Source organism: Bradyrhizobium sp. LTSP885 (assembly GCF_000938305.1).
Taxonomy (GTDB): Bacteria; Pseudomonadota; Alphaproteobacteria; order Rhizobiales; family Xanthobacteraceae; genus Bradyrhizobium.
Genome location: NZ_JYMT01000038.1, coordinates 290,929 through 315,115 on the forward strand (window position 1 = coordinate 290,929; position 24,187 = coordinate 315,115).

The 24,187-nt window shown below is 64.9% G+C and carries 21 protein-coding genes; 13 read left to right on the forward strand and 8 right to left on the reverse strand.

Annotated elements, in window-relative coordinates; translation table 11 throughout:
* Position 1: 1 nt before the first annotated feature.
* The 3 genes from UP09_RS25160 to UP09_RS25170 form a co-directional block, all read right to left on the reverse strand.
* Positions 2 to 454 (reverse strand): MarR family winged helix-turn-helix transcriptional regulator, encoded by a 453-nt coding sequence (locus tag UP09_RS25160; protein ID WP_044540975.1) that lies wholly within the window; start codon positions 452 to 454, stop codon positions 2 to 4.
* 186 nt (positions 455 to 640) lie between these two features.
* On the reverse strand, positions 641 to 1,021 hold the full coding sequence (locus UP09_RS25165; protein ID WP_156164760.1) for a hypothetical protein: 381 nt from the start codon (positions 1,019 to 1,021) through the stop codon (positions 641 to 643).
* Positions 1,022 to 1,123: 102 nt separating this feature from the next.
* Positions 1,124 to 1,423, reverse strand: coding sequence for a hypothetical protein (locus tag UP09_RS25170; protein ID WP_052833202.1), 300 nt, complete (start codon positions 1,421 to 1,423; stop codon positions 1,124 to 1,126).
* 13 nt (positions 1,424 to 1,436) lie between these two features.
* Between UP09_RS25170 and UP09_RS36430 the strand changes: the two genes are divergently transcribed.
* The 8 genes from UP09_RS36430 to UP09_RS25205 all read left to right on the forward strand — a co-directional run bounded on the left by UP09_RS36430 (position 1,437) and on the right by UP09_RS25205 (position 7,381).
* A complete protein-coding gene (locus tag UP09_RS36430) occupies positions 1,437 to 1,628 on the forward strand; it encodes a hypothetical protein (protein WP_156164761.1) in 192 nt (63 codons plus the stop codon).
* Between the two features lie 78 nt (positions 1,629 to 1,706).
* Positions 1,707 to 2,777: a sensor histidine kinase gene (locus UP09_RS25175; RefSeq protein WP_052833204.1), complete on the forward strand. Its 1,071-nt coding sequence runs from the start codon at positions 1,707 to 1,709 to the stop codon at positions 2,775 to 2,777.
* 41 nt (positions 2,778 to 2,818) lie between these two features.
* On the forward strand, positions 2,819 to 3,484 hold the full coding sequence (locus tag UP09_RS25180) for a response regulator transcription factor (RefSeq protein WP_044541213.1): 666 nt from the start codon (positions 2,819 to 2,821) through the stop codon (positions 3,482 to 3,484).
* 158 nt (positions 3,485 to 3,642) lie between these two features.
* On the forward strand, positions 3,643 to 4,023 hold the full coding sequence (locus tag UP09_RS25185; protein ID WP_044540978.1) for a hypothetical protein: 381 nt from the start codon (positions 3,643 to 3,645) through the stop codon (positions 4,021 to 4,023).
* A gap of 1 nt (position 4,024) precedes the next feature.
* Entirely contained in the window at positions 4,025 to 5,776 is a 1,752-nt protein-coding gene (locus tag UP09_RS25190) for an OmpA family protein (RefSeq protein WP_044540979.1), read from the forward strand.
* On the forward strand, positions 5,776 to 6,276 hold the full coding sequence (locus tag UP09_RS25195) for a Rab family GTPase (protein ID WP_044540980.1): 501 nt from the start codon (positions 5,776 to 5,778) through the stop codon (positions 6,274 to 6,276). The genes UP09_RS25190 and UP09_RS25195 overlap by 1 nt, the downstream gene beginning before the upstream one ends.
* A gap of 447 nt (positions 6,277 to 6,723) precedes the next feature.
* Positions 6,724 to 7,134: a DUF3597 domain-containing protein gene (locus UP09_RS25200; protein WP_044540981.1), complete on the forward strand. Its 411-nt coding sequence runs from the start codon at positions 6,724 to 6,726 to the stop codon at positions 7,132 to 7,134.
* Between the two features lie 34 nt (positions 7,135 to 7,168).
* Positions 7,169 to 7,381: a hypothetical protein gene (locus tag UP09_RS25205; RefSeq protein ID WP_044540982.1), complete on the forward strand. Its 213-nt coding sequence runs from the start codon at positions 7,169 to 7,171 to the stop codon at positions 7,379 to 7,381.
* A 324-nt stretch (positions 7,382 to 7,705) separates the two neighbouring features.
* Here the strand turns inward: UP09_RS25205 and UP09_RS25210 are convergent, their stop codons facing one another.
* A complete protein-coding gene (locus UP09_RS25210) occupies positions 7,706 to 8,371 on the reverse strand; it encodes a GntR family transcriptional regulator (protein ID WP_044540983.1) in 666 nt (221 codons plus the stop codon).
* Positions 8,372 to 8,390: 19 nt separating this feature from the next.
* Positions 8,391 to 9,803 carry an FAD-binding oxidoreductase gene (locus UP09_RS25215; RefSeq protein ID WP_044541214.1) on the reverse strand — a complete coding sequence of 471 codons (1,413 nt, stop codon included), beginning with the start codon at positions 9,801 to 9,803 and terminating at the stop codon, positions 8,391 to 8,393.
* A 179-nt stretch (positions 9,804 to 9,982) separates the two neighbouring features.
* Between UP09_RS25215 and UP09_RS25220 the strand changes: the two genes are divergently transcribed.
* Both UP09_RS25220 and UP09_RS25225 read left to right on the forward strand, forming a co-directional pair.
* Complete coding sequence (locus tag UP09_RS25220; protein ID WP_044540984.1) at positions 9,983 to 10,867, forward strand: dihydrodipicolinate synthase family protein; 885 nt, start codon at positions 9,983 to 9,985, stop codon at positions 10,865 to 10,867.
* A 99-nt stretch (positions 10,868 to 10,966) separates the two neighbouring features.
* Entirely contained in the window at positions 10,967 to 13,060 is a 2,094-nt protein-coding gene (locus UP09_RS25225) for a tetratricopeptide repeat protein (RefSeq protein ID WP_044540985.1), read from the forward strand.
* A 22-nt stretch (positions 13,061 to 13,082) separates the two neighbouring features.
* On the opposite strand, the gene UP09_RS25230 is transcribed toward UP09_RS25225, so the two are convergent.
* A complete protein-coding gene (locus tag UP09_RS25230; protein WP_044540986.1) occupies positions 13,083 to 14,813 on the reverse strand; it encodes an ATP-dependent Clp protease adaptor ClpS in 1,731 nt (576 codons plus the stop codon).
* A 348-nt stretch (positions 14,814 to 15,161) separates the two neighbouring features.
* On the opposite strand from UP09_RS25230, the gene UP09_RS25235 reads away from it, so the two are divergent.
* From UP09_RS25235 to UP09_RS25245, 3 genes are all read left to right on the forward strand, one after another.
* A complete protein-coding gene (locus UP09_RS25235) occupies positions 15,162 to 17,507 on the forward strand; it encodes a mechanosensitive ion channel family protein (RefSeq protein WP_044540987.1) in 2,346 nt (781 codons plus the stop codon).
* A 457-nt stretch (positions 17,508 to 17,964) separates the two neighbouring features.
* On the forward strand, positions 17,965 to 19,065 hold the full coding sequence (locus UP09_RS25240) for an LLM class flavin-dependent oxidoreductase (RefSeq protein ID WP_044540988.1): 1,101 nt from the start codon (positions 17,965 to 17,967) through the stop codon (positions 19,063 to 19,065).
* Positions 19,066 to 19,146: 81 nt separating this feature from the next.
* Positions 19,147 to 19,701, forward strand: a complete 555-nt coding sequence (locus tag UP09_RS25245; RefSeq protein ID WP_044540989.1) for a flavin reductase family protein — start codon at positions 19,147 to 19,149, stop codon at positions 19,699 to 19,701.
* 198 nt (positions 19,702 to 19,899) lie between these two features.
* On the opposite strand, the gene UP09_RS25250 is transcribed toward UP09_RS25245, so the two are convergent.
* Both UP09_RS25250 and glgX read right to left on the reverse strand, forming a co-directional pair.
* A complete protein-coding gene (locus tag UP09_RS25250) occupies positions 19,900 to 21,768 on the reverse strand; it encodes a sigma-54-dependent Fis family transcriptional regulator (RefSeq protein ID WP_044540990.1) in 1,869 nt (622 codons plus the stop codon).
* Positions 21,769 to 21,998: 230 nt separating this feature from the next.
* Positions 21,999 to 24,113: a glycogen debranching protein GlgX gene (gene glgX / locus UP09_RS25255; protein ID WP_044540991.1), complete on the reverse strand. Its 2,115-nt coding sequence runs from the start codon at positions 24,111 to 24,113 to the stop codon at positions 21,999 to 22,001.
* Between the last annotated feature and the right edge of the window lie 74 nt (positions 24,114 to 24,187).

The following is a 24,187-nucleotide window of genomic DNA, read 5'->3' on the forward strand; positions in this document are numbered from 1 at the left end:
ATTAATCGTCGATCAGCCGCTTCAAGAGCCCGACGGCGGCGGCGAGCTCATCCTGCTCTCGGGGCGACAGCCGCGCGGTGATGGTGCGCGTCAGCCAATCCTGCCGCGCGGCGCGGCCGACCCGGATCCAGTCGCGGCAAGTGTCCGTCAGCGACATGATGGTTTGCCGGCCGTCTTCGGGATCGGGTTTACCGCTGACGAGCCCTGCGGCTTCGAGCGCTGATATTGCCGAACTCATCGACTGCGGGCGCATCCCTTCGGATCGGGCCAGGCTGGACACTGTCGCGGGGCCGGCCTTCTCGAGACGCAGCAGGACCGAGACCTGGGATGGTGTCAGGTCGCCATGATCGCCCTGCTCGCGAAGCCTGCGCTTCAGCTTTCCGATCAGCAAACGCAAATCTTCGGCCAACGCGGATGCGCGCGCCGGCCGGGGACGATCAGGTGAATTGCTCATGCCGGAGTGGATAGCATATCTGAAGGTAAACTGTAAAGATTATCTTTGCAGATTAGCTGCCGAACGAGTCGGCCAGCCGCGCGTTGCTGCCGCCCCGGCGACGGATCGCTTTCAGGCCGGACCAAAGTTGCGTGACTGAACGTGATGGAGGCGACCGCCGGCCGCCAGGAGCGCGAAGCCTGCGCGCTACCAGATGACCACAGCGCAGATCACCGCGAGCGGTACCACGGCAAGGCCGATCGGAACCCAGTTGCGCATGTCGGCGGGATTCCGCGAATATCGGAAGATCTGGAAGGCCACGAAGATGCAGACGGTGGCGCCGAGGATGATACGGAACAGATCGGCAGGCGTGTCGTATGCCGTCCACAGGCTTTCATTCTGCGGCGTGGCCACCCGGGCCGTTACCGCCACGACGACGATCAGAAACAGCGTCCGTAGAACGAGACCGAGGAAACGCATGGGCGTGTCATCCATCACTCTCTTCGAGTCAAGATATAGCACGGCTCTGACGATAAAGTAAGCATCTGCACAGCTTTGTGCAGTGCGATGCACGATGACGCGCGGCATCGCCAGTCTCGCTGGACGCGACGACCCGACCGCCCGGCGACGATCACGACCAATCTGATCGCCGGGCTCGCCTATGTCCCGTGCGGAAGTGGCGTCTCTATTTTAGGGCATGAGTTGGGAAAGCGTGCGGCCGTCCTGCCCGCTCGCCCCAGCGTCCGTTGGATCGGCATGGACTTCGCGCGCCCGCTGCGTTGCCGTCGCATAGCGCGCCGTCGCGCTGATGTTGATCAGGCCTGCGCGCGCGAGCCCGAGGACGGCCCGCCGTGAATGAAACGGTCCCGACTTGCTCGCGGCATATCCACGCGGATAGAGCTGCAGACGGCCGGTGAGCGCGGCGTAGAGTGCCGCTTTCTGCGTCCCGCTCAGGCGAAAGCGCTTCACAGGCTTTGCCGCGTCGGCCAAAATGGGCGGCGCCGTGCGCGACAATTTTCGTGGCGCGACCCTCATCCGTCAGCTCACTCCGGTCGATTGGCGCGGCCTCATCGGCGCGGCCCGGCTGGCATCGGCACGTGGCACTTTCACAGCCCGCACGATTTTGCTCGCCAATGAAATCAGAACCGCATTTCCAGCGGCGGCGGCACCTGACGAAAGTCAGGATCGATCATGACGAAAGTCATATTCGTTTGCGGCCGCCATGGGCTTACGCCAGAGTGGGGCGCTCGCTTCGAGCTTATTTGGGCAACGAATGATCGACCTGAGCGCGGATTTGATTCCGGCCGCAGAGGCAGATGTCATCGGTCTCGCCGTCATCGGCGCCGACAGAGCGATGGTGCGGAAAATCGGGCGCCTGGTCGAATGGCTGCCCGCGATCGGCGCCGATTGCTGCGAGTGTGTATTGCTGGTCGGAATGGAGGCCGAATTTAAAGCCCTCACTGATGGACAGCGGGACATGATCGCGCTCGCGGGCGTGCGCGGCGCATCGCCGGGGCTGACGCAACCGGTGACCGCCGTCGTGCTCTGGAATAGCGAGCGGTCGCACTACTTCGTCATCGCAATGCCCGATTTCGCGGCGCGTCAGGTCGAAACGCTGCTCGGAAGCGAACGCCGAGCCCGGCGCCTGATGGAGCAGCAGCTCGAGGCGGCGAGCGCCGAGGTGCGCTTTGCCTCGCTGGCGCGCACCCGGCTTCGCCTGGCGCGCGACCTGCACGATACGCTGGTTCATTCGATCGTGGCGCTGCTGACCCAGATCCGGCTGATCCGGCACTATCTGTCGACCGATCCGACGCGTCTCGCGGACAGCCTTGCGACTGCGGAAGACGCGGCTGCGAGCGGCCTCGTGCGGGCGCGCGATGCCATTGCCCGCCTGCGTATGCCCGACGACCTCAAGATCGACCCGGACGTCGAAGGATTGCTGACCGACTTTACCGAACGCAGCGGCATTGACGTCTCGACCGAGATCGACGAGCGGGCGCGCGACGGGTTGCGCGATTGCGCACTGACGGTTCAACGCGTGCTCAGCGAGGCGCTGCGCAACGTTCAGACCCACGCCAGGGCGCGGCGTGTCTGGTTTCGTGCCTTCGAGGCGCCGGCGGCGGTCGGCCGCAAACTCGTCGTCGAAATCCGCGATGATGGCTGCGGCTTCGATCCGGCCGTGCCTGCGCCCGGACATTTCGGATTGCTTGGAATGGCTGAATTTGCTGAACTTGTCGGCGGAGACTGTTCGGTCGAGAGCGCGCCGGGGCAGGGGACGCTGGTCCGGATCTCGCTACCGGTGGCGGTGCCGCCAGCGGCACCGTCGGGCGTGTTGGCCGATTGAGCCCGCCGGCCGCCCGGGGACGACTGGTGTTCGAGAGGATGATGGAGCCCGTGAGCAATATCGAGAAGGTGCGGGTGCTGATCGCCGAGGATCAGGCGCTGATCAGGGAAGGTATCGCCACACTCCTCGCTCAACAGAACGACGACTTCGAGATGCTCCCCGGTGCCGCCGATGGCGAGCAGGCGATCGAATTCGCACGGCGATACCGGCCGGACGTCATCCTGATGGACCTGCAGATGCCGCGCGTCGACGGCATTGCCGCAACCCAGCGGATCCTGCGCGAGCTGCCGCGGACCCATGTCGTCGTGCTGACGACGTTCGAGACCAACGATCTGATCTTCGAAGCCGTCAGCGCGGGCGCCAAGGCGTATCTCCTGAAGGACGCCAGGATCGACGAAATCGCGACGACAATCCGTGCGGTGATGAAGGGACAGTCGGGACTTTCGCCCGGGGTGGCGGCGCGTATCCTCGACGAGTTCAAGCGGCTGCGCGGCCCGCGCGCATCGGCCAAGCTGCCGGTGCGCGACGGCTTGACGGCGCGGGAGAATGAAATTCTCACGCTGATCGTCGAGGGCAAGAGCAACACCGAGATCGGCGAGCGGCTGCATTTGGCTGAGGGGACCGTGAAGAACTATGTCAGCGCGATCCTGGAGAAGTGTCAGGTCAAGAACCGCACGGAACTCGCAATAAAGGCAATCACTTACTGAAATAATCTGGTGAGCCCTGCACCGCGCCGGCACAACCTGCCGCTGATTGCTCGCCTTTTGTTGTGCCGCGCTGCCGAAATTCGCTATAAGATTGTTCCAGATTTGTTTTTTGGCACGCAACGGGTTTGCGTAGCTTCGGATATTAGCAGGGAACGACCATGAAGGGCACCGAGCGCCAGGCCAAGGGCACGGATGGACTGGCAAATACCGTAGCTGCAAATACCGTAGCTGCAGGTAACGGAGCGGATGGAGCGGTGCATGGCGCTGCGACAATCGATCAGGTCCGCGACCTCTTGTTCGGCGGCGCGCAACGGTCGATCGAAGGCAATCTGGCGGGCCTGCGTGAGGAGATGCTTGCGTCCCTCAAGCAGATGCAGGCGGACTTTGCCAACGAGCTCGCAGCCGTTCAGGCGAGGGTCTCGGACCTCGAGCGCGACACCGAGCAGAAGCGGCTCGAGTCGCTGAAGGATATCGGTGCGGCCATCTCGCAGCTCGGCGCGGCCGTCAGCGGATTGGGATCCAGCCGCTCGGGCAAATAGCATGGCAGCCGCTGCCGGCCAGAATCGCGAGATCGAGCAGCTCAGGACATTGCTGTTTCAGCCGGAGGCGGTGCGGCTGGAGTCGCTGGAAACCGACCTCGCGTCGCTTCAACAGTATGTCGGCAACGCCGATCGCCTGGAGACGGCAACCGCTGATATCCTGGTCGCGGCGTTGGAGCGGGCCGAGGTCAATCGTCCGCGCGAACTCGCCAACGCCATCGCGCCCACCGTGGTCTCCGCGATCAGGAGCGAGATCAGGAATTCGCGCGAGCTGATGGTCGAGGCGCTCTACCCGATCGTCGGCCGGCTGGTCAGCGCCGCGGTGGCGAATTCTTTCAGGGAAACGCTGGCGTCGCTCGAGCAGCGCATCAACGCGCTGACATCAGCCCAATTGTGGGTGGGGCGCATCAAGTCGCTGGTCACGGGCCGCCCGATCAGCGAGTTCGTGCTGACGGACAATCCGCCGCGGGTGAACCGGCTCCTGATCATCGAGCGCGGCAACGGCCGGCTGGTGGCGGACTGGAAGCGCGACGAAACCCCCGATGAGCGCGCCGACCTGCTCAGCGCGATGGTCGCGGCGATCCTGGAATTTTCCGTTCAGGCGCTCGCCGGCGAAGGCAATCTGCAAACGCTCGATTTCGGCGGACGCGAGATCGCGCTCCGCGCCTCGCCCCGCTTCATCCTCGCGGCGCAATGCCTCGGCCCGCTGCGTCCCGCCGACAATGCCAGGATCAATTCGCTGTTCTTCGATGCGATCGAGAGCATCGACCGCGGCGCGACCTGCGATCGCGCGATGCTTGCAAATTTGGCGACGTCGATCGAAGCCGATGATGCTCCTCGCAAGGCAACGAGCCGGCGCGGCAAGGTCATCCTGTTCGGCCTGCTGACGCTCGCCGTGGCGGCGCTGGTCTGGTTCGCCTGGATCTCGGTGACGAGGGGCCTGCTGGAGCGGCGGACGCAAGCTGCGCTGGAGCAGTTCGCGGCGAAGCAGCCGCTGCTGGCTTCGTTTCCACTTCGGCTCGATTTCGATCACGGCAACCGAAGCGTGGCGGTCTCCGGCATCGAGCCGAGCCAGCTGGAGACCGCACCGCTGATCGATGCGCTTGGCTCAGCGGCGTCGCCGTACCGGATCGTCGACCGGATCGGCGTCGTGTCCGGACCCGAGCAGTTGGCTGCATCGCAAGCTTCGGTCGCAGCCGTGCAGCAGTCGCTCGCGCGCCTGCAGGCGAGCCTCGACCAGATGCGCGACGCGATGTCAGAGCAATCGAAGTCGGGCGACCGGCAATATGCCGGGCTGAACGGGCAATATGACAAGCTCGGCGAACAGTACGCCAAACTGGGCGAGCAATATGCCGCGCTGCAGTCCGTCGTCGACGGTCCGGCCGCGCAGCTCGATCGTTTCATCGCCTCGACGGCGGTCTTCTTCACCAACAACTCCGACGAATTCCTCGACAACGATCAGGCCGAGCAGCAGATTCGTGAGCTTGCCGGATTGCTGGCGAAGAACGATCTCAGGGTTCGAATCGTCGGATATGCCGACCAGAGCGGCACCGAGGGCACCAACAGGACGCTCGGGCGCAAGCGGGCGGAGCAAGTGACGCGGAGATTGACGGCGCTCGGGGTCGAGCCGGCACGGCTGATCCTGGTGTCGCGCGCGGCGACACTGCCGATCACCGACAAGCTCGACACCACGATCGGCGGCAACCGCCGGGTGTCGTTCGAAAACGTCTATCGATCCGAAATGTCCCGCTGATGCTTACCGCAAAGGTCATGCTGCTCGGCGATATGGGGGTCGGCAAGACGTCGATCCTGTATCGCCTCGTCTACGACCGCTTCGAGGGACAGTACAAATCGACGCTCGGCGTCGAAATCCTGAGCCATGACGTTGCACCCGCCGACGGCAGCGATCCGATGCGGCTTGTGCTGTGGGACACCGACGGCGATTTCGGCACCCAGATCTTCGACACCGTCTATGTCACCGGTGCGTCGGCCGCCATCATCGTATCAGACGTCACGCGGCCGCAGACGGTGACGCGCATGGTCGAGCTGGTCCACGGCTTCGAGGCCCGGTTCCCGGGCAGGCCGTACCGGGCGCTTCTCAACAAGATCGATCTTCCGCAAGCCGCGGGAAGTGCCGGCCAGATCGGCGAGCTCGCCAAGTCGAACGTCAGATCGGTGAGCGCAAAGACCGGCGTCGGCATCGCGGAAAGCTTTGCCGAACTCGCCCAAATCATCCGCCGTCGGCAGCTTTGAATCAGGATATCTCCCCGTCATTGCGAGCCAACGGGTCGCGCGAATGCGCGCCCCGTTGGCTCGCAATGACGGATGGTGAGGGGCTCGCTCGATATGCACTGATATCGATTGGTGTCAGCCGCCCCGACCTCTCGGGGCTGGCGAATCGCGTCGGAGCGGCTGACTTCACCACGCGTGGGGCGCGCGATGAACAGTTCTCGCCAGTCGGATAGCGTGACCTGTCCGGCCTCGGTGCCGGAGTTCGAGGCCGCGCTGGCGAGTTCATGCAAGCATGCATTCCGAGACGCATCGTCGACTCGCGACCACGCGCTTGCGACCAAATTGCACCACGCCGCCGAACCTTCCGGAAGTGACGAAGGTCATCTTCCGCCCGCATTGCGCCCTGCCTATCGTCCGTTCCATCGCCGGACCAGGAGCAGGTACCGGGCGAGAACAGGAGCGAAGATCATGAGCGTGTTTGGAAGCATCATGGGTGCAATCTTTGGCCACGGCTCGGCCCAGGCCAAGACGCCGCCGACGGCAACGACCACTGCGGGGACCGCTGGCGTGTCGCCGACTGCCTCCACACCTGCCGCAGCGCCCGGCGCGGCTCCGGCGCAAGCCGTCGATGTCGCAGCGATCGTCGACAAGGCCGCTGCTGCCACGGGCGAACGGCTCGACTGGCGGACCTCGATCGTCGACCTGATGAAGGCGCTCGGGCTCGACAGCAGCCTTGCGGCGCGTAAGCAGCTTGCGCAGGAGCTGAACTACACCGGCGATACCAGCAACTCGGCCGCCATGAATGTCTGGCTGCATCAGCAGGTCATGGCCAAGCTCGCCGCCAACGGCGGAAAGCTGCCGAGCGATATCAAGGTCTAGGCGTCTCGACGAAATCGAAACGGGAGAGCAGGGCATGGCAAAGGCACGCAAGGGTCTCGACGGCCGTCATCGCGACAAGACCGGCAGGATCGAACGCAAGCACGGCAACACCGAGGTCGCCGCGCTGCGCAAGAAGTATGGTGAGAGTTTTGCCGAAGGACGCCGCAAGGACATGATGCTCAAGACCTTGCTCAAGGAGACAGGGTCGAGCTCGCTGCACGATTACCTGCGGCATCACCACAAATAAGCCCGGCGAAGGCGCCGCGCAGACACGACCGCCGACGCGGGTCATGCTGCCTGCACTGGAGCGATAGCCATGACAGACAAGGTCAAGCTGCCCCGAAAACTCTCCCAGGAGCCCGGCGGGCCGGCACCGCTTCGGCCGAGCCACAAGCGGATCATCGAGGAGTTGGACCGTTGGGCCAACAGTCCAGGTCTTCAGCCTCCAAGCCTTCAACCTCCGAGCCTTCAACCTCCAAGCCTTCAACCGCCGACGACGGGCGGCGTGAAAAAAGGTGAGGGCAGAGCACGCTCGCACATGTGACGAAGAGCAGGCGGCGACGGTCGTTCCTTAGGCGACTTGCAGCGCCTGCGCGTAGGTCCGCCCTGAATTGGCGATGTGTGTCGTCATCAGGCTCCCGAAACCTGCGAAATCACCGCGTTCGAACAGATCCAGTAGCCGGCGATGCTCCTCGAACGAGGCAGGCGTCTGCACATCGATCGGCGACGTCAGATTGGTGCGCAGCGCGGCCACGCGGCCCGAGACGAGCTGGTAGGATTCGACGAGATAGTGATTGCTGCAGTATGCGAACAGGGCGTCGTGCATCGCGGTGTCCGCGCGCCCATAGGCGACGTTGTCCTTGGCGGCAAGCGTGCGCTTCATTCCGGCAATCGCCTGCTCCATCGCAGCGACGGCGCCGGCACGGTCATGACGATAGGCAAACTCGGCGGCTTTGGGCTCGATGATGATCCTGAAGGCGCAGAGCTCCGCGATATCGGCTGCGCTCGGCGTAAAGACGAAGCTGCCGACCTGCGGCCGGATCACCACGAGGCCCTGCGCCTGCAACTGTCCCATCGCTTCGCGGACCGGCGTGCGGCTTACGCCGAAGGATTGCGCGACCATCTCCTCGGAAATCGCAGCGCCCAGCGCAAACTCGCCGTCGATGATGCCCTGGCGCAGCCGCAGCATCACCCGCTGCGCCAGCGATTTCGGCGTATCGAACTTCAGCGATTTCATCCGCCCCTCCGGCAGCTCGTCAGATCACCTTGCCGGGGTTGAGCAGGCCCGCCGGATCGAGCGCAGCCTTCAGCGTGCGCATCAGCGCAATCTCGGCCTCGCTGCGCGCGTGGCCCAGCCATTTCTTCTTGAGCGTGCCGATACCATGCTCGGCGGACACGCTGCCGCCCATCTCGCGCACCAAGCCGTAGATGATCTCATCCATCGCCTCCTTCGGCTGGCGTTCGACGGCCAGGCCCGTCACCCAGGCGACGAGATGCAGATTGCCGTCGCCGATATGGCCGTAATAGACGCTTTCGCATCCCGCAATGCCTGTGGCGAGCGCAGCCTTGCAGCGCGTGGCGAACTCGTCCATCCGCGCGACCGCCAGGCCAATGTCATAGGAGATATGGGGCCCGAGCACTTGGCCGAACTCCGAACAGATGTCGCGTACCGCCCAGAATTTCTGGGCCTGCGCGAGCGACTGCGCAACGGCCGCGTCCGCAAGCAGGCCGCGCTCCATCAATCCTTCGAGCCAGGCCTCGAAGCGCGGTGCGTCGAGGCTTTCGTCGGTGCCCTGCGCTTCCACCAGCACGTAGAGACCGTGACCGGGGGCGACCGGCGGCCGTACGCCGGCACGCGCGGTGATCACCTCCCAGTAGTCCGGCCACATCACCTCGAACGCCGACAACAGCGGGCCAAGGCCGCTGCGCGCGGCGTCGAGCAGGGTGACCACCGCGGCATAGTCGTTCAGCGCGCATAGTGCGGCCATGGTCGAACGCGGTTTCGGAAACAGCCGCAGCACCACGCGCGTAATGATGCCGAGCGTGCCTTCCGAGCCGATGAAAAGATGCTTCAGATCGTAGCCGGCATTGTTCTTCATCAGCTTGTTGAGGCTGGTCATCACGGTGCCGTCAGGCAGCACGACTTCGAGGCCGAGCACCAACTCGCGCGTCATGCCGTAGCGGATCACGCGATTGCCGCCGGCGTTGGTCGACAGATTGCCGCCGATCGCGCAGGAGCCGCGCGATCCCAGGTCGAGCGGGAAGAAAAAGCCGGCTTCGTCGGCCGCCTTTTGAATCGTCTCCAATGGCGTACCGGCCTTCACCGTCATGGTGGCGGAGGCACGATCGATTTCCTCGATGCCGACCATGCGTTCCAATGAAATCGCGACCCAGCCCGCCTCGGGCGCAGCGCCGCGGCAGAGCCCGGTCAAACCGCCCTGTGGCACGAAGGGCAGCCGAGCCTTGCGGCAGGCCGCGATCGCTTCCGATACGCCGGCGGCATCGGTCGGACGGATCACCGCGAGCGGCGTTTGCGGCAGGCTCGCGCTCCAGTCGTTGCAATTGCGCGCGGGCACCTCAGCGCCAACGAGCACGGCTTGCGGGCCAAGGCTGTGGCGCAAGCCGGCGAGCAGGTCTTCGGGGCGTTCGGACGGAGTGATGGCGTTCATGGCAAACCTGTTGTGCGAGATGCGGTCATGCATTCCGGGATTGCACCGCCGCTCTCGTGTGAATTGCAGCATTCTTGTATGTAAGGTACAAGATCAGCCGACAGATGAAAAGCGGCGAAGGTCTTTCTGAGAAAACGTTATTCTGGACAATGCCTTAGTCAACCAACCGAGGAGCTGTCATGACGGAAGCAATTCGCGGGTTCTGGGCGGCGGTTCCCACCCCGCTGACATCGGACGGGACCGTCAATTGTGCCAGCCTCGCAGGCCACGCGTCCCATCTTTTCACGCAAGGCATCGACGGGGTCGTGTTGTTCGGCACGACAGGCGAGGGCACCTCATTCAATGTCGCCGAGCGGATCGCCACCATCGAGGCGCTGCTCAAGGCTGGCGTGCCGGCGTCGCGCCTCGGGCTTGGAGCCGGCTTTCCTGCGATCACGGACGCCGTCGCGCTGACGCGATCGGCGCTGGCGCTTGGCTTGAATCACGTGCTGGTGCTGCCGCCCTATTTCGACCGCAGCGTCACGCCTGACGGAATCGAGGATGCCTTCTCCGGCGTCATCGATGGCGTGGCGGATGATCGCCTGCGGCTCACGCTCTATCATATCCCGCAGATGTCCGGCGTCGGCATCCCGGCTGCGGTCGCCGCCAGCTTGCGCAAGCGTTACGGCAAGCTCGTCGCCGGCCTGAAGGATTCGAGCGGCGACTTCCGGCAGTTCCAGGCATTCCGCGCCGCCGCGCCCGAGCTTGCGATCACGGTCGGCAACGAAGCCGACATCGCCCGCGCGCTTGCCGCCGGTGGTGCCGGCACGATCTGCGGCATGGCCAATATCGCGCCCGGCCTGGTCAAGGCCATGCTCAACGGTTCAGGCGCGGAAGCGCGCATGCAGGCCGCGATCGATATCATGCTCAACACGCCGTCGCTGGTTGCGGCGCTGAAGGCCATCCTCGCTGCACAGACCGGCGACGCCGGTTGGCTGCGGGTGCGTCCGCCGTTGCGCCCGTCTTCCGACGGGGCGGCACTCAAGGCGAAGCTGGAGCAATTGACCAGCCCGGCGCTCGCGTGAGCATCTAATTCCCGTGCCGGAATCTGCATCGCCGCCCGTTTAACTCCCAATGGGGTCTTTGGCGGAGGCGGTATCGTGGCAGGTGTGGCGGTTGATCGGATGTTGATGGACGCGGTCGCGCATTATGGCGCGGGCCGCTCAGAAGAGGCCGACGCGCTGTGCGGCGACATCCTGACCGCCGATCCCGACCATCTTTCCGCGCTGCACCTGTCCGCCGTCATCGCCTTCGTCACCGATCGCGCCGCTGAAGGTGCGGTGCTGCTGAACCGGGTGTTCAGCCTCGATCCGCTTCATGGACCGGCCTTTGCGACGCTCGGCGATGCGCTCGCGGTGAAAGGTGAGCGCGACGGCGCGGTGGCGGCGTTCGAGCGCGGCGTGACGCTGCGGCCGCAGGATGCCGGGCTTCACGTCAAGCTCGGCGTCGCGCTGTGCGACCTGTCGCGCTTCGAGGAAGCCGAGGCGGCGTTTCGCCGTGCGATCGCCCTCGATCCCGGCCTGACCCGGGCGCGGTTCAACCTCGCCGTTGCACTGGCCGGGCAGAAACGGCTGGTGGAGGCGGAGGCGGCCTATCGCGAGGTGATCGCGCGCGATCCGGCCTATCGCGGCGTCTGGCTCAATCTCGGCAATGTGCTGGTCGATCAAAAAAAGCTCGATGCCGCCGTCACGGCGTATCTTCGCGGACTGAGCACGGACGCCGACAATGCGGCGCTGCATTGCAGCCTCGGCGCGGCGCTCTATCGCCAGCGCCACCTGAAGGACGCGATACTCAACTACCGCCGTGCGACGGTGCTCGATCCGGACGACGTCACGCCGTTGCGTATGCTTGCGCTCGTGCTGCACGAAGCCGGCGAGCGTGAGGAGGCGGTTCGCATCTACCGGCAGGTCAGCGCGCGCGATCCCGGCGATTATCTGATCCTCAGCAATCTCGGCGCCTGCCTGTTCGAGCTCGGACAGGTCGATGACGCGATCGGCTGCTGTGAGCTGGCGCTGGCGATCAAGCCGGACTATGCCTCCGCGCATACCAATCTCGGCATCATCTTCGAGGCGCAGAATCTCGTCGAGGCGGCGGTCGCGGCGCATCGGCGCGCCATCGCCGCCGACCCCGATTACGCCAAGGGGCATGCCAATCTCGCGGTCGCGCTGCGCAATGCCGGCGAGATCGACGAGGCGCTGGTCGCCTCGCACCGGGCCATCGAGCTCGATCCGGATATTCCGCTGGCGCATTATAATCACGCGCACTTCCTGCTGATGAATGGCGAGTTCGAGCAGGGTTTTGAGGAATATCAATGGCGCCGTAAGTCCAAGGCGCTGATCGACGGCGATCCCATCTTCGGCGAGAAGGAATGGCAGGGGGAGCCGCTCGCCGGCCGTACACTGTTGCTGTTTGCCGAATTCGGGCTCGGTGACGCCCTGAATTTCGTCCGTTATGTGCCGATGGTCGCCGCAAGGGGCGGCGGCCGTATCATCGTCCAGGTGCAGCCTGCGATCGCGTCGCTGCTGCGGGCGATGCTGCCTGATGTCGCGGTGTTCGCTCGCGGCGAGCCGTTGCCGCTGTTCGATCTGCAATTGCCGCTGATGAGCCTGCCGCGGATCTTCCGCACCACGGTCGACACCATTCCAGCTGACATTCCCTATCTTCATGCGGATGAGGGCAAGCTTGCGCGCTGGCGCCAGGCGCTCGCCGGCGACACGGCGCTGAAGGTCGGCGTGGTCTGGGCCGGCAATCCCAGGCACAAGGGCGACCGTCAGCGCTCGCTGGCGGCGGAGGCGGTGCTGCCGCGCTTGATCGTACCGGGCGCGCAGCTCTACAGTCTGCAGAAGGAACCGCGGCCAGACGATGCTCCGGTGCTGGCGCGCCTCGGCAGCGGCGTCGTCGATCTGGCGCCGACGCTCGGCGATTTCGCCGATACGGCGGCAGCCGTCTGCGCGCTCGATCTCGTCATCGCCGTCGATACGTCGGTCGCGCATCTGGCCGGTGCGCTCGGCCGTCCAGTCTGGCTCTTGTGCCCCTACGCGCTGGATTGGCGCTGGCTGCGCGACCGCGAGGATACGCCCTGGTATCCGACCATGCGGCTGTTCCGCCAGGACAAGCCGCAGGCCTGGGAGCGCGTGCTGGCGCGAGCGTCCGCCGATCTCGCGCGCGTCGCGGCAGGCGAGCGGGCGTTGCTGCTGCCTCCGGTGTTGCAGGATTGAGCTGCCGAACACCGGCGCGCCGTCACGCAGCACTCATCCCCTGCGCGCCGCCGAGCAATTTCACGTTGAGCCGTCCGCCATCGAACAGCATGTCGTTCAATGCCTCGTCGATGTCGGCTGGAATGACGGTCTGACCGCCGTCGCGAACGATGCTGGCTTGGGCGACACGCCGCATCAACTCCTTGATGAAAGCGGCGCTGACGCCGGTCGTGCGCCGCACCGCTTCGTCGATGACCTCCTGCTCCAAAGGCAGGCCCTTGCCATAGAGCCGGATCAGCTTGTCGCGCCCGATGTCGTCGGGCAACGGCACCTCGATCGCCTGGTCGATGCGACCGGGCCGGCCGGCGAGCGCGCTTTCCAGCTCTTCCGGCCGGTTGGTGGTGAGCAGGAACAGGATGTCGGCGTCTTCCTTCAAACCGTCCATCTCGTTGAGCAGCTTGTTGAGCAGCGATTCCTCGCACGGACCGCCCATGTCCTCGCGGCTGCGCGCGATCAGGTCGACGTCCTCGATCACGACCATGGCTGGCTGCAGCAGGCGCGCAAGGTTCATATAGGCGCCGAGCAGGCCGACTTGCTCGGCGGTGATGATCAGCGTGGTGTGGCCGGGCAGATTGGTGGCGAGATAGCGGATGGTGTGGGTCTTGCCGGTGCCGGGCGGGCCGTAGAGCAGGATGCCCTTGCGGGTCGATTGGCCGAGCCGACGCAGCAGGTCACGGCTCTCGACGAAGTCGAGCACGTTGCGGTCGAGCAGCCGCAGGGTCTTTTCCGGCAGGATCACATCGTCGCGAGCGACCGTCGGCAGCCGATGCACGGTCACGCCGCGCGTGCGGCCGCGGTAGTCGGCGTCACCATCGAGCGAGAGGATCTTGCCGCGATAGGACCGTGCCGTGTCCACGGTGGATTCCAATTCAGCCAAGATGCGCTGCACGAAGGTGTTGCCGGTAGCGCCGGCAGGCACCGCCAGCTCGATCCGCAACGACGGCTCGCGGCCATAGTCGCGATGGAAGGCGAGCAGGACGGCGTAGCGCAGCTCGTCGCTGCGGCACAGCCATAATCCGTTGACGAGGCATTTCACCGGCTCAGCCTCGCCGATATCGACATCCTGGTATTGCGGCGGCGCGATTGCCGGCGCGTTGCGTCCGAATTTCATCAGCGCCGCGATATCAAGCGTCTCGTAGCGATGTTCTTCATGGATGCCGAAGAAATGGATCGGGTCGGCGAGCAGCCTGTCGATCGCAATCTGGACATCGGCGCGCATGTGGCCGGGAAACTGCCGCGACCGCGTCACGATCTGGTTGCGCGGCATTCCGGCAAAATGCCAATCGAGCGCGGTGACGGCAAATTTGAATTCGTCGCCCGGTAGCTCTTCCGAACTCCTCCTGACGGCAAGCAGGCAGTTTGTGCATAGGCATGCCTTTCCGTCGCTGAGAAAGATATTGGCGACCGATCTTTGTGTTTCACAGAGATCGCACAGGCGGACGGCATCGGCGGCCTCGGTCGTGATCCGCAGCGGCTGCTCGTCGTCGCGGATCAATTGCTCCGCGGCCTCCAGCAGTGCCTTGGCCACTTGAGTGGGAAATGGGCCGCAAACGATTCCATACTTGTCCTCGAGTTGCGCGGCGACCGTGATCGCTTCCCGCTCGGTCTTGCCGAACACCACGCGCAGAAGATGCCGGACGAAGTCCAGTGGCGTATCGCCGTCATCATGGATCAAGAGCTTGAGCGGGCCGTTCTCGGCGAACACGTCGTGCATGAGAACCTCGATACGCATCTGGAAACAAAAAGAACAAAACTAGAACATAACAGGGATTGAAACCCGTCAAGCGAAGATTTTTCGGTCGCACCCTGGACGTGTGACGGCATTGGTGAAGGCCCGTCGATTGGTGCGACTTCACGCCTTTGCACCGGTAAACGCGGCTCAACTCCTGTGACGATTTTGTGCCGGAGGAAATGCCAGGAAAATTGCCAAGAGATCGCCGCCCGGGCAGCAAACTTCCGACACACCGGCGGGGCGAAAAGGGCGCTTCCGACATGACGCGAGCGCGAGGGCAGATTCTCCCGAGGATGTGCCGTCGCGCAATCATTTAAAGAAGAGGCTCTCGTGTCGCACAAACTTCCTTTTGCGTTTCTGTTCGCGCTCACGCTGCTCGTCACTCCCGCCGCGGCTCAGGTGGCGATACCTGCAGCCCCGCAAACCAAATCCGCCCAAGCCCAATCTGTTGATGCGTTGACGCCGGAGCAGGCCAAGCGCGCGCTCGAGACGTTGCAGGACGACAAGAAGCGCGGCGAGATGATTGATACGCTGCGCGCGATCGCCAATGCATCGCCGCAAGCCGCGCAGCCAGCGGCGGAGCAGTCTCCTATCCCACTCACCGCCGACAGCCTCGGCGCGCAGCTCTTGCTGATGGTGTCGGAACAGGTCGGCGAGACGTCGCGCGACGTCGCTGACCTTGCGCGCACGCTGACGCATGTCCCGGCGTTCTATTACTGGATCGTGCGCACCGCCAACGATCCCGAGGCCTATGGCCTCCTGATCGATATCGCCTGGAAGCTCGCGCTGGTGTTCGGCTGCGCGCTCGCTGCCGAATGGGTGGTGTTCCGCCTGGTCAAGCGGCCGGTGGCGTTCCTGGAGCAGCGGCTGCCGCAGACCGCGCGGGTCCCGGTGCAGGCGCTCGCGAGCGCCGATCCGCCGTCGTCGGTCGCCGACGTCACGCCGGAACCGGAACTGCATCGCCGCCGGCTCAGCCTGGCGCGGCTCTGGCAGTCGCTGATCCGGCTGCCCTTCGTCGTTGGACGTCTTGTGCTCGAATTGCTCCCGGTGGTCGTCTTCATCGGCGTCGCCACGGCGCTGCTCGGTACTGAGTTGGGCGATCAGTCGACCACGCGGCTGGTGATCCTTGCGGTGGTCAACGCCTATGCATTCTCGCGCGCGCTGATCTGTGCCGTGCGGGCGCTGGCCGGGCCGTTCGGCCTGTTTCGTGTGCGCGCCGAGACCGCCGCCTATATCGAGATCTGGGCGCGGCGCATCGTCGCGGTCGGCGTCTCCGGCATCTGCTTTGCCAACGTCGCGCTGCTGCTGGGGCTGCATCGCGCCGGTTACGCCGCGGTGCTGCGGCTGGTGATGCTTATCGTGCATCTCTTCATCGTCGTCATCATCCTGCAGTGCCGCCGCCAGGTCGCGGCCGCGATTCGCGCCCCGGCCGATCGGGTCAGCATCGCGGCGCGGATCCGCAACCGCGTCGCTGCGGTCTGGCATGTGCCGGCGATCGTGCTCGATCTCTCGCTGTGGGCGGTGTGGGCGCTCAACATCCGCAACGGCTATTCGCTGCTGCTGCAATATTTCGTCGGCACCGTCGCGGTGCTGCTGGTGACGCGCCTCGCCATCATGGTGGTGCTGAGCCTGATCGATCGCGGCTTCCGCATCTCGCCGGATATCCTGCAGCGCTTCCCCGGGCTGGAGGCGCGCGCCAACCGCTATCTGCCGCTGCTCCGCAAGGTGGTCGCTTCGGTCATCGCCGTGATCGGCTTCGTCGCGCTGCTGGAGGTCTGGGGCGTCGATGCCATCGTCTGGTTCTATGGCGGCCAGATCGGCAGCCGTCTGATCTCGGCGGTGGTGACGATCGGCATCGCCGCGCTCGCTGCAGCCGTGATCTGGGAGGGCGCCAACGCGCTGATGGACCGCCAGCTCAATGTGCTGTCGCGCGACGGGCACTTCGCCCGCGCGGCGCGGCTGCGCACCTTCCAGCCGATGCTGCGCACCGCGCTGCTTTGCCTGATCGTCGCGGTGGTCGGCCTCACTGCGCTGAGCGAAATCGGCGTCAATGTCGCGCCATTGCTTGCCGGCGCCGGCATCGTCGGCATCGCGATCGGCTTCGGTTCGCAGAAGCTGGTGCAGGACCTCATCACCGGGCTGTTCCTGCTGCTGGAGAACACCGTGCAGGTCGGCGACACCGTCACGGTCTCGGGCCTCACGGGCTCGGTCGAGAACGTCTCGATCCGTACCATGCGGCTGCGCGCCGGCGACGGCTCGGTGCATATCGTGCCGTTCAGCGCGGTGACGACGATCACCAATGCCAGCCGTGGCGCCGGCAATGCCGCTGTCAGCGTCAACGTCGCGTTCAAAGAGGATACCGATCGCGCCGGCCAGATCCTGAAGGACATCGTCGCCGAGATGCGCCGCGAGGCGGAGTACCGCGCGGTGATCCGCGGCGATCTCGAATTGTGGGGCGTCGACAAGGTCGATGGCTCGGTCGTGACCATCGTCGGCCAGATCCGCTGCACCGACGGCGGCCGCTGGCCGGTGCAGCGCGAGTTCAACCGCCGCATGAAGCGGCGCTTCCAGGACAACGGCATCGAGATCGCTTCCGCCGGCCAGACCATTTTGATGCAGCTTCCGGCGCCGTCCGAGCCCGACACCAACGCGCTGCCGCGCCGCGCCGCGGGCTAGAGCGACGGGCTCAGCTTCACCTCGCCCCGCCTGCGGGGAGAGGTCGTATCGCATCGAAAATGCGATACGGGTGAGGGGGAGTCTCCGCGAGCACTTCTCCCAGAGAGTATGCTGAGGCAGCCCCTCACCCCAACCCTCTCCCCGTAAGAACGGGGCGAGGGGGCGCAGCATCTTCGCGATGCCGCGCGAAGTCCGTCTCACCGCCGCGATACCGTCTCGCGACGGTGAGACGTTGCAGCGTTTCTTTCGCGGATCGATCGGTTGCTACCGGCTGAAAACCCGGCGCTTTCTTCACGTTTCCCGCGATTTCCTCGCTGGCATGGGGCTTGCTCACCGCTGCTGTTAATGCGCGGCAAGACGCATTGCACGACTGAACCCGCGAGCATGATCCGGAAAAGTGGAGACCGGTTTTCCGAGAAGATCATGCTCAAAACAAACAGATCGAAGGAAACACACCATGGAGCTTGGATATTTCACCATGCCCTCGCATCCGCCGGAGTGCGGATTGAAGGAGGGCCACGACTGGGACCTGCAGACCCTGCGCTGGCTCGATGAGCTCGGCTACAAGGAAGCCTGGATCGGCGAGCATCACACCGCGCCCTGGGAGCCGCATCCCGCGCCCGATCTGTTGGTCGCGCAGGCCCTGCTGCAAACAAAAAATATCCGCATCGGACCCGGCGGCTTCCTGCTGCCCTATCACCATCCTGCTGAGCTCGCCAACCGCGTCGCGATGCTCGATCATCTCTCTGACGGCCGCCTGAACTTCGGCGTCGCCGCCTCGGGCCTTCCGAGCGACTGGGCGATGTTCAATGTCGACGGTATGTCGGGCCAGAACCGCGACATGACCCGCGAGGCGCTCGAGATCATCCTGAAGATGTGGAGCGACCCGGCTCCCTGGACCTACAAGGGCAAGTTCTGGACGGTGACCAAGCCGGACACGATGTTCGATTTCCTCAAACCGCACATCAAGCCGAAGCAGACGCCGCATCCGCCGATCGGCGTTGCGGGGCTCTCCAAGAATTCCGACACGCTGAAGCTCGCCGGCGAGCGCGGGTTCATTCCGATGAGCCTCAACCTCAATCCGGCCTATGTCGGCAGCCATTGGGACTCGGTCGAGGCCGGTGCGGCTAAGACCGGCCGCAAACCGAACCGCAAGGATTGGCGGCTGGTCCGCGAGGTCTTCGTCGCCGATACCGACGAGGAGGCCTGGAGGCTCTCGACCGGCGACATGATGGGCCGGATGATGGGCGAATACTTCCTGCCGCTGCTCGGCCATTTCGGCTTCAAGGACTATCTGAAGCACAATCCCGATGTGCCCGACAGCGACGTTACCGTCGAATATTGCGCGCGCCGGAATTGGGTGGTCGGCTCGCCCAAAACCGTCACCGAGAAGATCGAGAAGATCTACCAGGAAGTCGGCGGCTTCGGCGTGCTGCTGGTGTTCGGCTTCGACTACAAGCACAAGCCGGAAGCCTGGCGGCACTCGCTAGAACTGCTCAAGAACGAGGTGATGCCGCGGCTGAAGCATCTCGGGGCCGAATTCGAGAAGGCGGCATGACAGGTAGGCGGGGTGCGGGGGCTTGCCTCGCACCCTGCATCGCATATTTTAGGGGGAGTTTTCGCTATCGGGGCTAGAGGCATGACGGTCGACGCACAGAGTTTCAAGCAGGCGATGCGCCATTGCGCCGGCGCCGTGGCGCTGGTGACGGTGGGCTCCGAACCCGGGAAGCGCACCGGCCTGACCGTGACCTCGGCCTGCTCGCTGTCGGACAATCCGCCGTCGGTTTTGGTCTGCGTCAACCGCAACGCCAGCGCGCATACGCGGATCCTCGAGGAGCGCCATTTCGTCATCAACTTCCTGAACGAGGAGCACGCGATGCTGGCCCTCACCTTCTCGGGCCAGAAGGGCGTCAATGGCGACGACCGTTTTGCCTTTGGCCGCTGGACCACGGGCGTCACCGGCTCCCCGGTGCTGGAAGATGCGGTGGCCGCATTCGACTGCGTGCTGGCGCAGGCGCTCGAGACCAAGACTCATTCCGTGTTCATCGGCGAAGTCCAGCACGTCCGGGCCGCGACCGCGGTCGACCCGCTGATCTATTTGCGCAGCGGTTTCCAGAGCGTGCGCAATATCCATGATCCGGTCGTACTCGGCGATCTCGACGCGCGGCGCGTGAGCTGGAACGAGTTTTCGTAATCTGGACGGATCGTGGACCTTCTTCCTTACCTCGCCCCGCGTGCGGGGAGAGGTCGTATCGCATCGAAGATGCGATGCGGGTGAGGGGGACTCACCGCGAATCCAGCTCTTACCGTCTTTGTGGAGGCAGCCCCTCACCCCAACCCTCTCCCCGCAAGAGCGGGGCGAGGGAGCGGAGCCAGTGTGCCTCGACGATCTCTAGGACGGCGCGCCGATCTTCAACGCCTTGATCTTCCGGTACAACGTCGCGCGGCTGAGCTTGAGTGCTTTGGCCGCCTCTGTCACCCGCCCTTCGCTTTCACGCAGCGCTTCCACGATCGTTGCGCGCTCAGCCGCCGCGTGATCCGCCTCCACGGCTCGCCCGCCAAACGGTGGCAAATCGAGATCGGCCTCGGCGATGATGCCGCCCTCCGCGGTGCAGCCGGCGAGCCGCAGCACGTGGCGGAGCTGGCGCATGTTGCCGGGGAAGGGATAGGCCACGAGCTGCGCCCAGGCCTCAGGCGCGATGCGGTGTTGCGGGGCTTCCTCGTCGGCGATCTGCGCGATCACCTCGCGCTTGTCGGCGCGCTCGCGCAACGCAGGCAGCCGGACCTCCATGCCGCGCAGCCGGTAATACAGGTCGGAGCGGAAGCTGCCGTCCTCCGCCATCGCTGCGAGATCGCGATGGGTGGCGCTGATCAGGCGGATGTCGACCGGAACGGGCTTTAGCGCGCCGAGCGGCCAGACTTCGCGATTCTCCAGCACGCGTAAGAGCCGTGTCTGCAGCGTCAGCGGCATGTCGCCGATCTCGTCGAGGAACAGAGTGCCGCCGCTCGCCTGCACGATCAGCCCCTTCGATCCCTCGCGCCGCGCGCCGGTGAAGGCGCCGGCCTCATAGCCGAACAGCTCGGCATCGATCAGGCTTTCCGGCATCGCCGCGCAGTTCAGCGCGACGTAGTTATTGCGCGCGCGATTGCTCGCCGCGTGGATGGCGCGGGCGAATACGTCCTTGCCGGCGCCGGTCTCGCCGCGCAGCAGGATCGGCAGATCGAGATTGCCGACCGTCATCAGCCGCTTCACGCCCTTGAGTAGCACCGGATCGTGCCCTGCGAGCTTGTGCAGGCCAGCAAAATGTCCCGAGCGATTGTCGCGCGGCGGCGCCGGCAGCGAGCGCGGCGATCTTGCGCGCAGCGGCGGCGCGACGCGGCCCTGGCCCCACGGCGTGCCGTCGGCGCGGCGCAGCGCGACGCTGCCCTCCGGCGCCCGCGCGGCGCGATCGTCGAGCTGGATCAGATGCGCTAGCTCGATGCCGTCTGCGATCATCGCGTCGCTCAAGCCGAACACCGCACGCGCGGTGCGGCAGGCGCCGACGACGCGACGGTCGTCATCATAGGCGATCAGCCCGCTGCTCTCGCTGCCGGGCAGGGTCGCGACCCAGGAGGCGCGGTAATGGCGGCGGAACATCGAGCGTTCGATCCGCCGCGTCGCGTCTGACGTGACAGCCAACGCCAGTTCATGGGCGCCACGGCCGAGATCGCTGCGGCACGAGGTGATGTTGACGGCGCCGGCGAGGCGGCCGGTGTGGTCGAACAATGGCGACACCGCGCAGGTGAACATGCTCCATTGCTCGCGGAAATGCTCGTCGCCATGCACGATGATCGGACGTTGTTCGGCCAACGCAGTCCCGAGCCCGTTGGTGCCCTCGAAGGTCTCGGCGAAGTTCGAGCCGGTGTAGATCTTCCATTCCAGGAACATCCGCGCATAGTCGCCCTCGGGCAGGCGGCTCAGCAGCATGGTGGCATTGGGGTCGGCGAGATTGACGCAATAGCCGGAGTCGCGCAGCACCCGCGCGAGGTCTTCCAGCTCGGGGAGGGCGGCCTGGATCAACTCTTCCATCGGCTCGGCGATGTGCCGGACCTCGGTCTCGGTCAGCGTCTGCGGCGGCCCGCGCCGGGCCGGATCGAGCTTGTGGTTGACCAGGCAGCGCCGCCAGGATGCGGCAATCCGCGACTCCGTCTCGACGCCGGCCAAATGATTGGCCACCGACAACACACGGGCGACGTGATGAGAGGCCGCGAGATTGGCCATCCAGAGGTCTCCACCCTGTATTTTTGCCGAAGTCTGGCACCGTGCGCCCGAATGTCAATTGGCCGGCGGGGTCGCAGGAGGGGGACCTTTGGGTTGGGGAGTGGCTCTCCCCGTCATTCCGGGGCTCGCGAAGCGAGAACCCGGAATCCATTGATCCGCAGAGCCTGCGGTCCGATGGATTCCGGGCTCGTGCTTTGCACGCCCCGGAATGACGAGGGTAAGTGGCGGCGCTACTTCGCCTCGCCGGCCGTGAACAGCAGTAACGAGCGGCCAGTCACCTTGTAGGCACTACCGAAGTCGAACTGCCCGCCGGCCGGTTCCTCCGGCGCATTGGTATCCAGCAGCAGCGACCAGCGCGGGCCGGCCGTCGTCTGCGGCAGCTTAAAATCGACCTCGCCCTCATAGGAGTTGAGGACGACCAGGACGGTGTCGTCCTCGCCTTGGCGTGCAATGGCGGTCTTGCGGGCGCGGCCGTCCAGCAGCACGCCAAAACATTTGATCCAGCCGGTGGTCCAGTCGGACTGCGTCATCTCCACGCCTGAGGCGTTGATCCAGACCACATCGCGGATATCGAGCTGCGGGTCGCTGTTACCGCTGAGGAAGCGGCTGCGGCGCAGGATCGGATAGTCGCGCCGCAGCTTGATCATGCGCTTGGTGAAGGCGAGCTGCCTCTCGGCGTCTGCACGAAAATTCCAGTCGAACCAGGAGATGGCGTTGTCCTGGCAATAGGCGTTGTTGTTGCCAAGCTGGGTGCGGCCGAACTCGTCGCCGCCGAGCAGCATCGGCGTGCCTTGCGAGGCCAGCAATGTCGCCAGCATGTTGCGCTTCTGGCGTTCGCGCAACGCGACGATGTCGGGATTGTCGGTCGGGCCCTCGGCGCCGCAATTCCAGGAATGGTTGTCCGACGAGCCGTCGTTGTTGTTCTCGCCGTTGGCCTCGTTGTGCTTGGCGTTGTAGCTCGCCCAGTCGTTCAGCGTGAACCCGTCATGCGCGGTGATGAAGTTGACGCTGGCCCAGGTGCGGCGGCCTTCGCGGTTGAACACGTCGTGCGACCCGAGCAGCCGCGGCGCAATCGCCGCCGGCGCGGCCTCGCCGCGCCAGAAATTGCGCATCGTGTCGCGAAACTTGTCGTTCCACTCCGCCCAGCCCGGTGGAAAGCCGCCGACCTGGTAGCCGCCGGGCCCGCAATCCCAGGGCTCGGCGATCAGCTTGACGGTCGCGAGCAGCGGGTCCTGGTCCATCGCCTTCAGGAAGCCCGACTGCTCGTCGAAGCCATAGACCTCGCGCGCCAGGATGGTGCCGAGGTCGAACCGGAAGCCGTCGACATGCATGTGGCCAGTCCAGTAGCGCAGGCTGTCCATCACCATCTGGATGACGCGAGGATGCGACAGATTGACGGTGTTGCCGGTGCCGGTGTCGTTGATGTAGTAGCGCCGTTTGTCGGGCAGCAGCCGGTAGTAGCTCGCATTGTCGATGCCCTTGAACGATAGCGTCGGGCCGCGTTCATTGCCTTCGGCGGTGTGATTGTAGACCACGTCGAGGATCACTTCGAGGCCGGCGCCATGCAGCCGCGACACCATCTCCTTGAATTCGCGCAGGCTGTTGGCGACATCGGCGGCGTAGCGCGGATCCGGTGCGAAGAAGCCGATCGTGTTGTAGCCCCAGTAATTGACGAGGTGCTTGTCCAGCAAATTGCTGTCGTTGATGAAGGAATGCACCGGCAGCAGCTCGACCGAGGTGATGCCGAGCGCCTTCAGATAGTCGGTCGCCGCGTTCGACCCGAAGCCGGCATAGGTGCCGCGCAAATTCTCTGCGATGCCGGGGTGTTGTTTGGTAAAGCCCTTGACGTGGGTTTCGTAGACCACGGTCTCGTCCCAATGGACGTTCTGCCGCTGCGCCTCCTCCGCCCAGTCGAAGCCGGGATCGACCACCACGCATTTCGGCATGAATGGCGCGCTGTCGCGCTCGTCGAAGGTCAGATCGTCGCCGGTCTCCATCTTGTAGCCGAACACCGCCGGATTCCAGGTCAGGCTACCTGCATGGGCGCGGGCATAGGGATCGAGCAGTAGCTTGTTCGGGTTGAAGCGGTGGCCGCCGTCCGGCTGGTACGGCCCGTAGACGCGGTAGCCATAAAATGCGCCGGGCTGCACGCCTTTGATGAAGCCGTGAAACACCTGGTCGGTGTATTCCGGCAGCTCGATGCGATTGACCTCGCGATCGCCGTCGAACAGGCAGACCTCGACCTTGGTGGCGTTGGCGGAAAACACCGCGAAATTGGTGCCGTTGCCGCTCCAATGGGCACCCAGCGGGTAGGGCAGGCCCTCTTCAATGACGAAATCGGACATCACAACCCCCAAGCCATAAAGCAACCTGCAACAAACGCCGCAGCGCGGCAAACGTTGCATTGGTCAATTTAAGG

What these genes read in the sequence shown, in the direction of transcription:
- UP09_RS25160 (WP_044540975.1), bottom strand. Translation starts at nt 454, where the DNA reads ATGAGCAATTCACCTGATCGTCCCCGGCCGGCGCGCGCATCCGCGTTG.
- UP09_RS25165 (WP_156164760.1), bottom strand. Translation starts at nt 1,021, where the DNA reads ATGCCGCGCGTCATCGTGCATCGCACTGCACAAAGCTGTGCAGATGCT.
- UP09_RS25175 (WP_052833204.1), top strand. Translation starts at nt 1,707, where the DNA reads ATGATCGACCTGAGCGCGGATTTGATTCCGGCCGCAGAGGCAGATGTC.
- UP09_RS25180 (WP_044541213.1), top strand. Translation starts at nt 2,819, where the DNA reads ATGGAGCCCGTGAGCAATATCGAGAAGGTGCGGGTGCTGATCGCCGAG.
- UP09_RS25185 (WP_044540978.1), top strand. Translation starts at nt 3,643, where the DNA reads ATGAAGGGCACCGAGCGCCAGGCCAAGGGCACGGATGGACTGGCAAAT.
- UP09_RS25190 (WP_044540979.1), top strand. Translation starts at nt 4,025, where the DNA reads ATGGCAGCCGCTGCCGGCCAGAATCGCGAGATCGAGCAGCTCAGGACA.
- UP09_RS25195 (WP_044540980.1), top strand. Translation starts at nt 5,776, where the DNA reads ATGCTTACCGCAAAGGTCATGCTGCTCGGCGATATGGGGGTCGGCAAG.
- UP09_RS25200 (WP_044540981.1), top strand. Translation starts at nt 6,724, where the DNA reads ATGAGCGTGTTTGGAAGCATCATGGGTGCAATCTTTGGCCACGGCTCG.
- UP09_RS25205 (WP_044540982.1), top strand. Translation starts at nt 7,169, where the DNA reads ATGGCAAAGGCACGCAAGGGTCTCGACGGCCGTCATCGCGACAAGACC.
- UP09_RS25210 (WP_044540983.1), bottom strand. Translation starts at nt 8,371, where the DNA reads ATGAAATCGCTGAAGTTCGATACGCCGAAATCGCTGGCGCAGCGGGTG.
- UP09_RS25215 (WP_044541214.1), bottom strand. Translation starts at nt 9,803, where the DNA reads ATGAACGCCATCACTCCGTCCGAACGCCCCGAAGACCTGCTCGCCGGC.
- UP09_RS25220 (WP_044540984.1), top strand. Translation starts at nt 9,983, where the DNA reads ATGACGGAAGCAATTCGCGGGTTCTGGGCGGCGGTTCCCACCCCGCTG.
- UP09_RS25225 (WP_044540985.1), top strand. Translation starts at nt 10,967, where the DNA reads ATGTTGATGGACGCGGTCGCGCATTATGGCGCGGGCCGCTCAGAAGAG.
- UP09_RS25230 (WP_044540986.1), bottom strand. Translation starts at nt 14,813, where the DNA reads ATGCACGACGTGTTCGCCGAGAACGGCCCGCTCAAGCTCTTGATCCAT.
- UP09_RS25240 (WP_044540988.1), top strand. Translation starts at nt 17,965, where the DNA reads ATGGAGCTTGGATATTTCACCATGCCCTCGCATCCGCCGGAGTGCGGA.
- UP09_RS25245 (WP_044540989.1), top strand. Translation starts at nt 19,147, where the DNA reads ATGACGGTCGACGCACAGAGTTTCAAGCAGGCGATGCGCCATTGCGCC.
- UP09_RS25250 (WP_044540990.1), bottom strand. Translation starts at nt 21,768, where the DNA reads ATGGCCAATCTCGCGGCCTCTCATCACGTCGCCCGTGTGTTGTCGGTG.
- glgX (WP_044540991.1), bottom strand. Translation starts at nt 24,113, where the DNA reads ATGTCCGATTTCGTCATTGAAGAGGGCCTGCCCTACCCGCTGGGTGCC.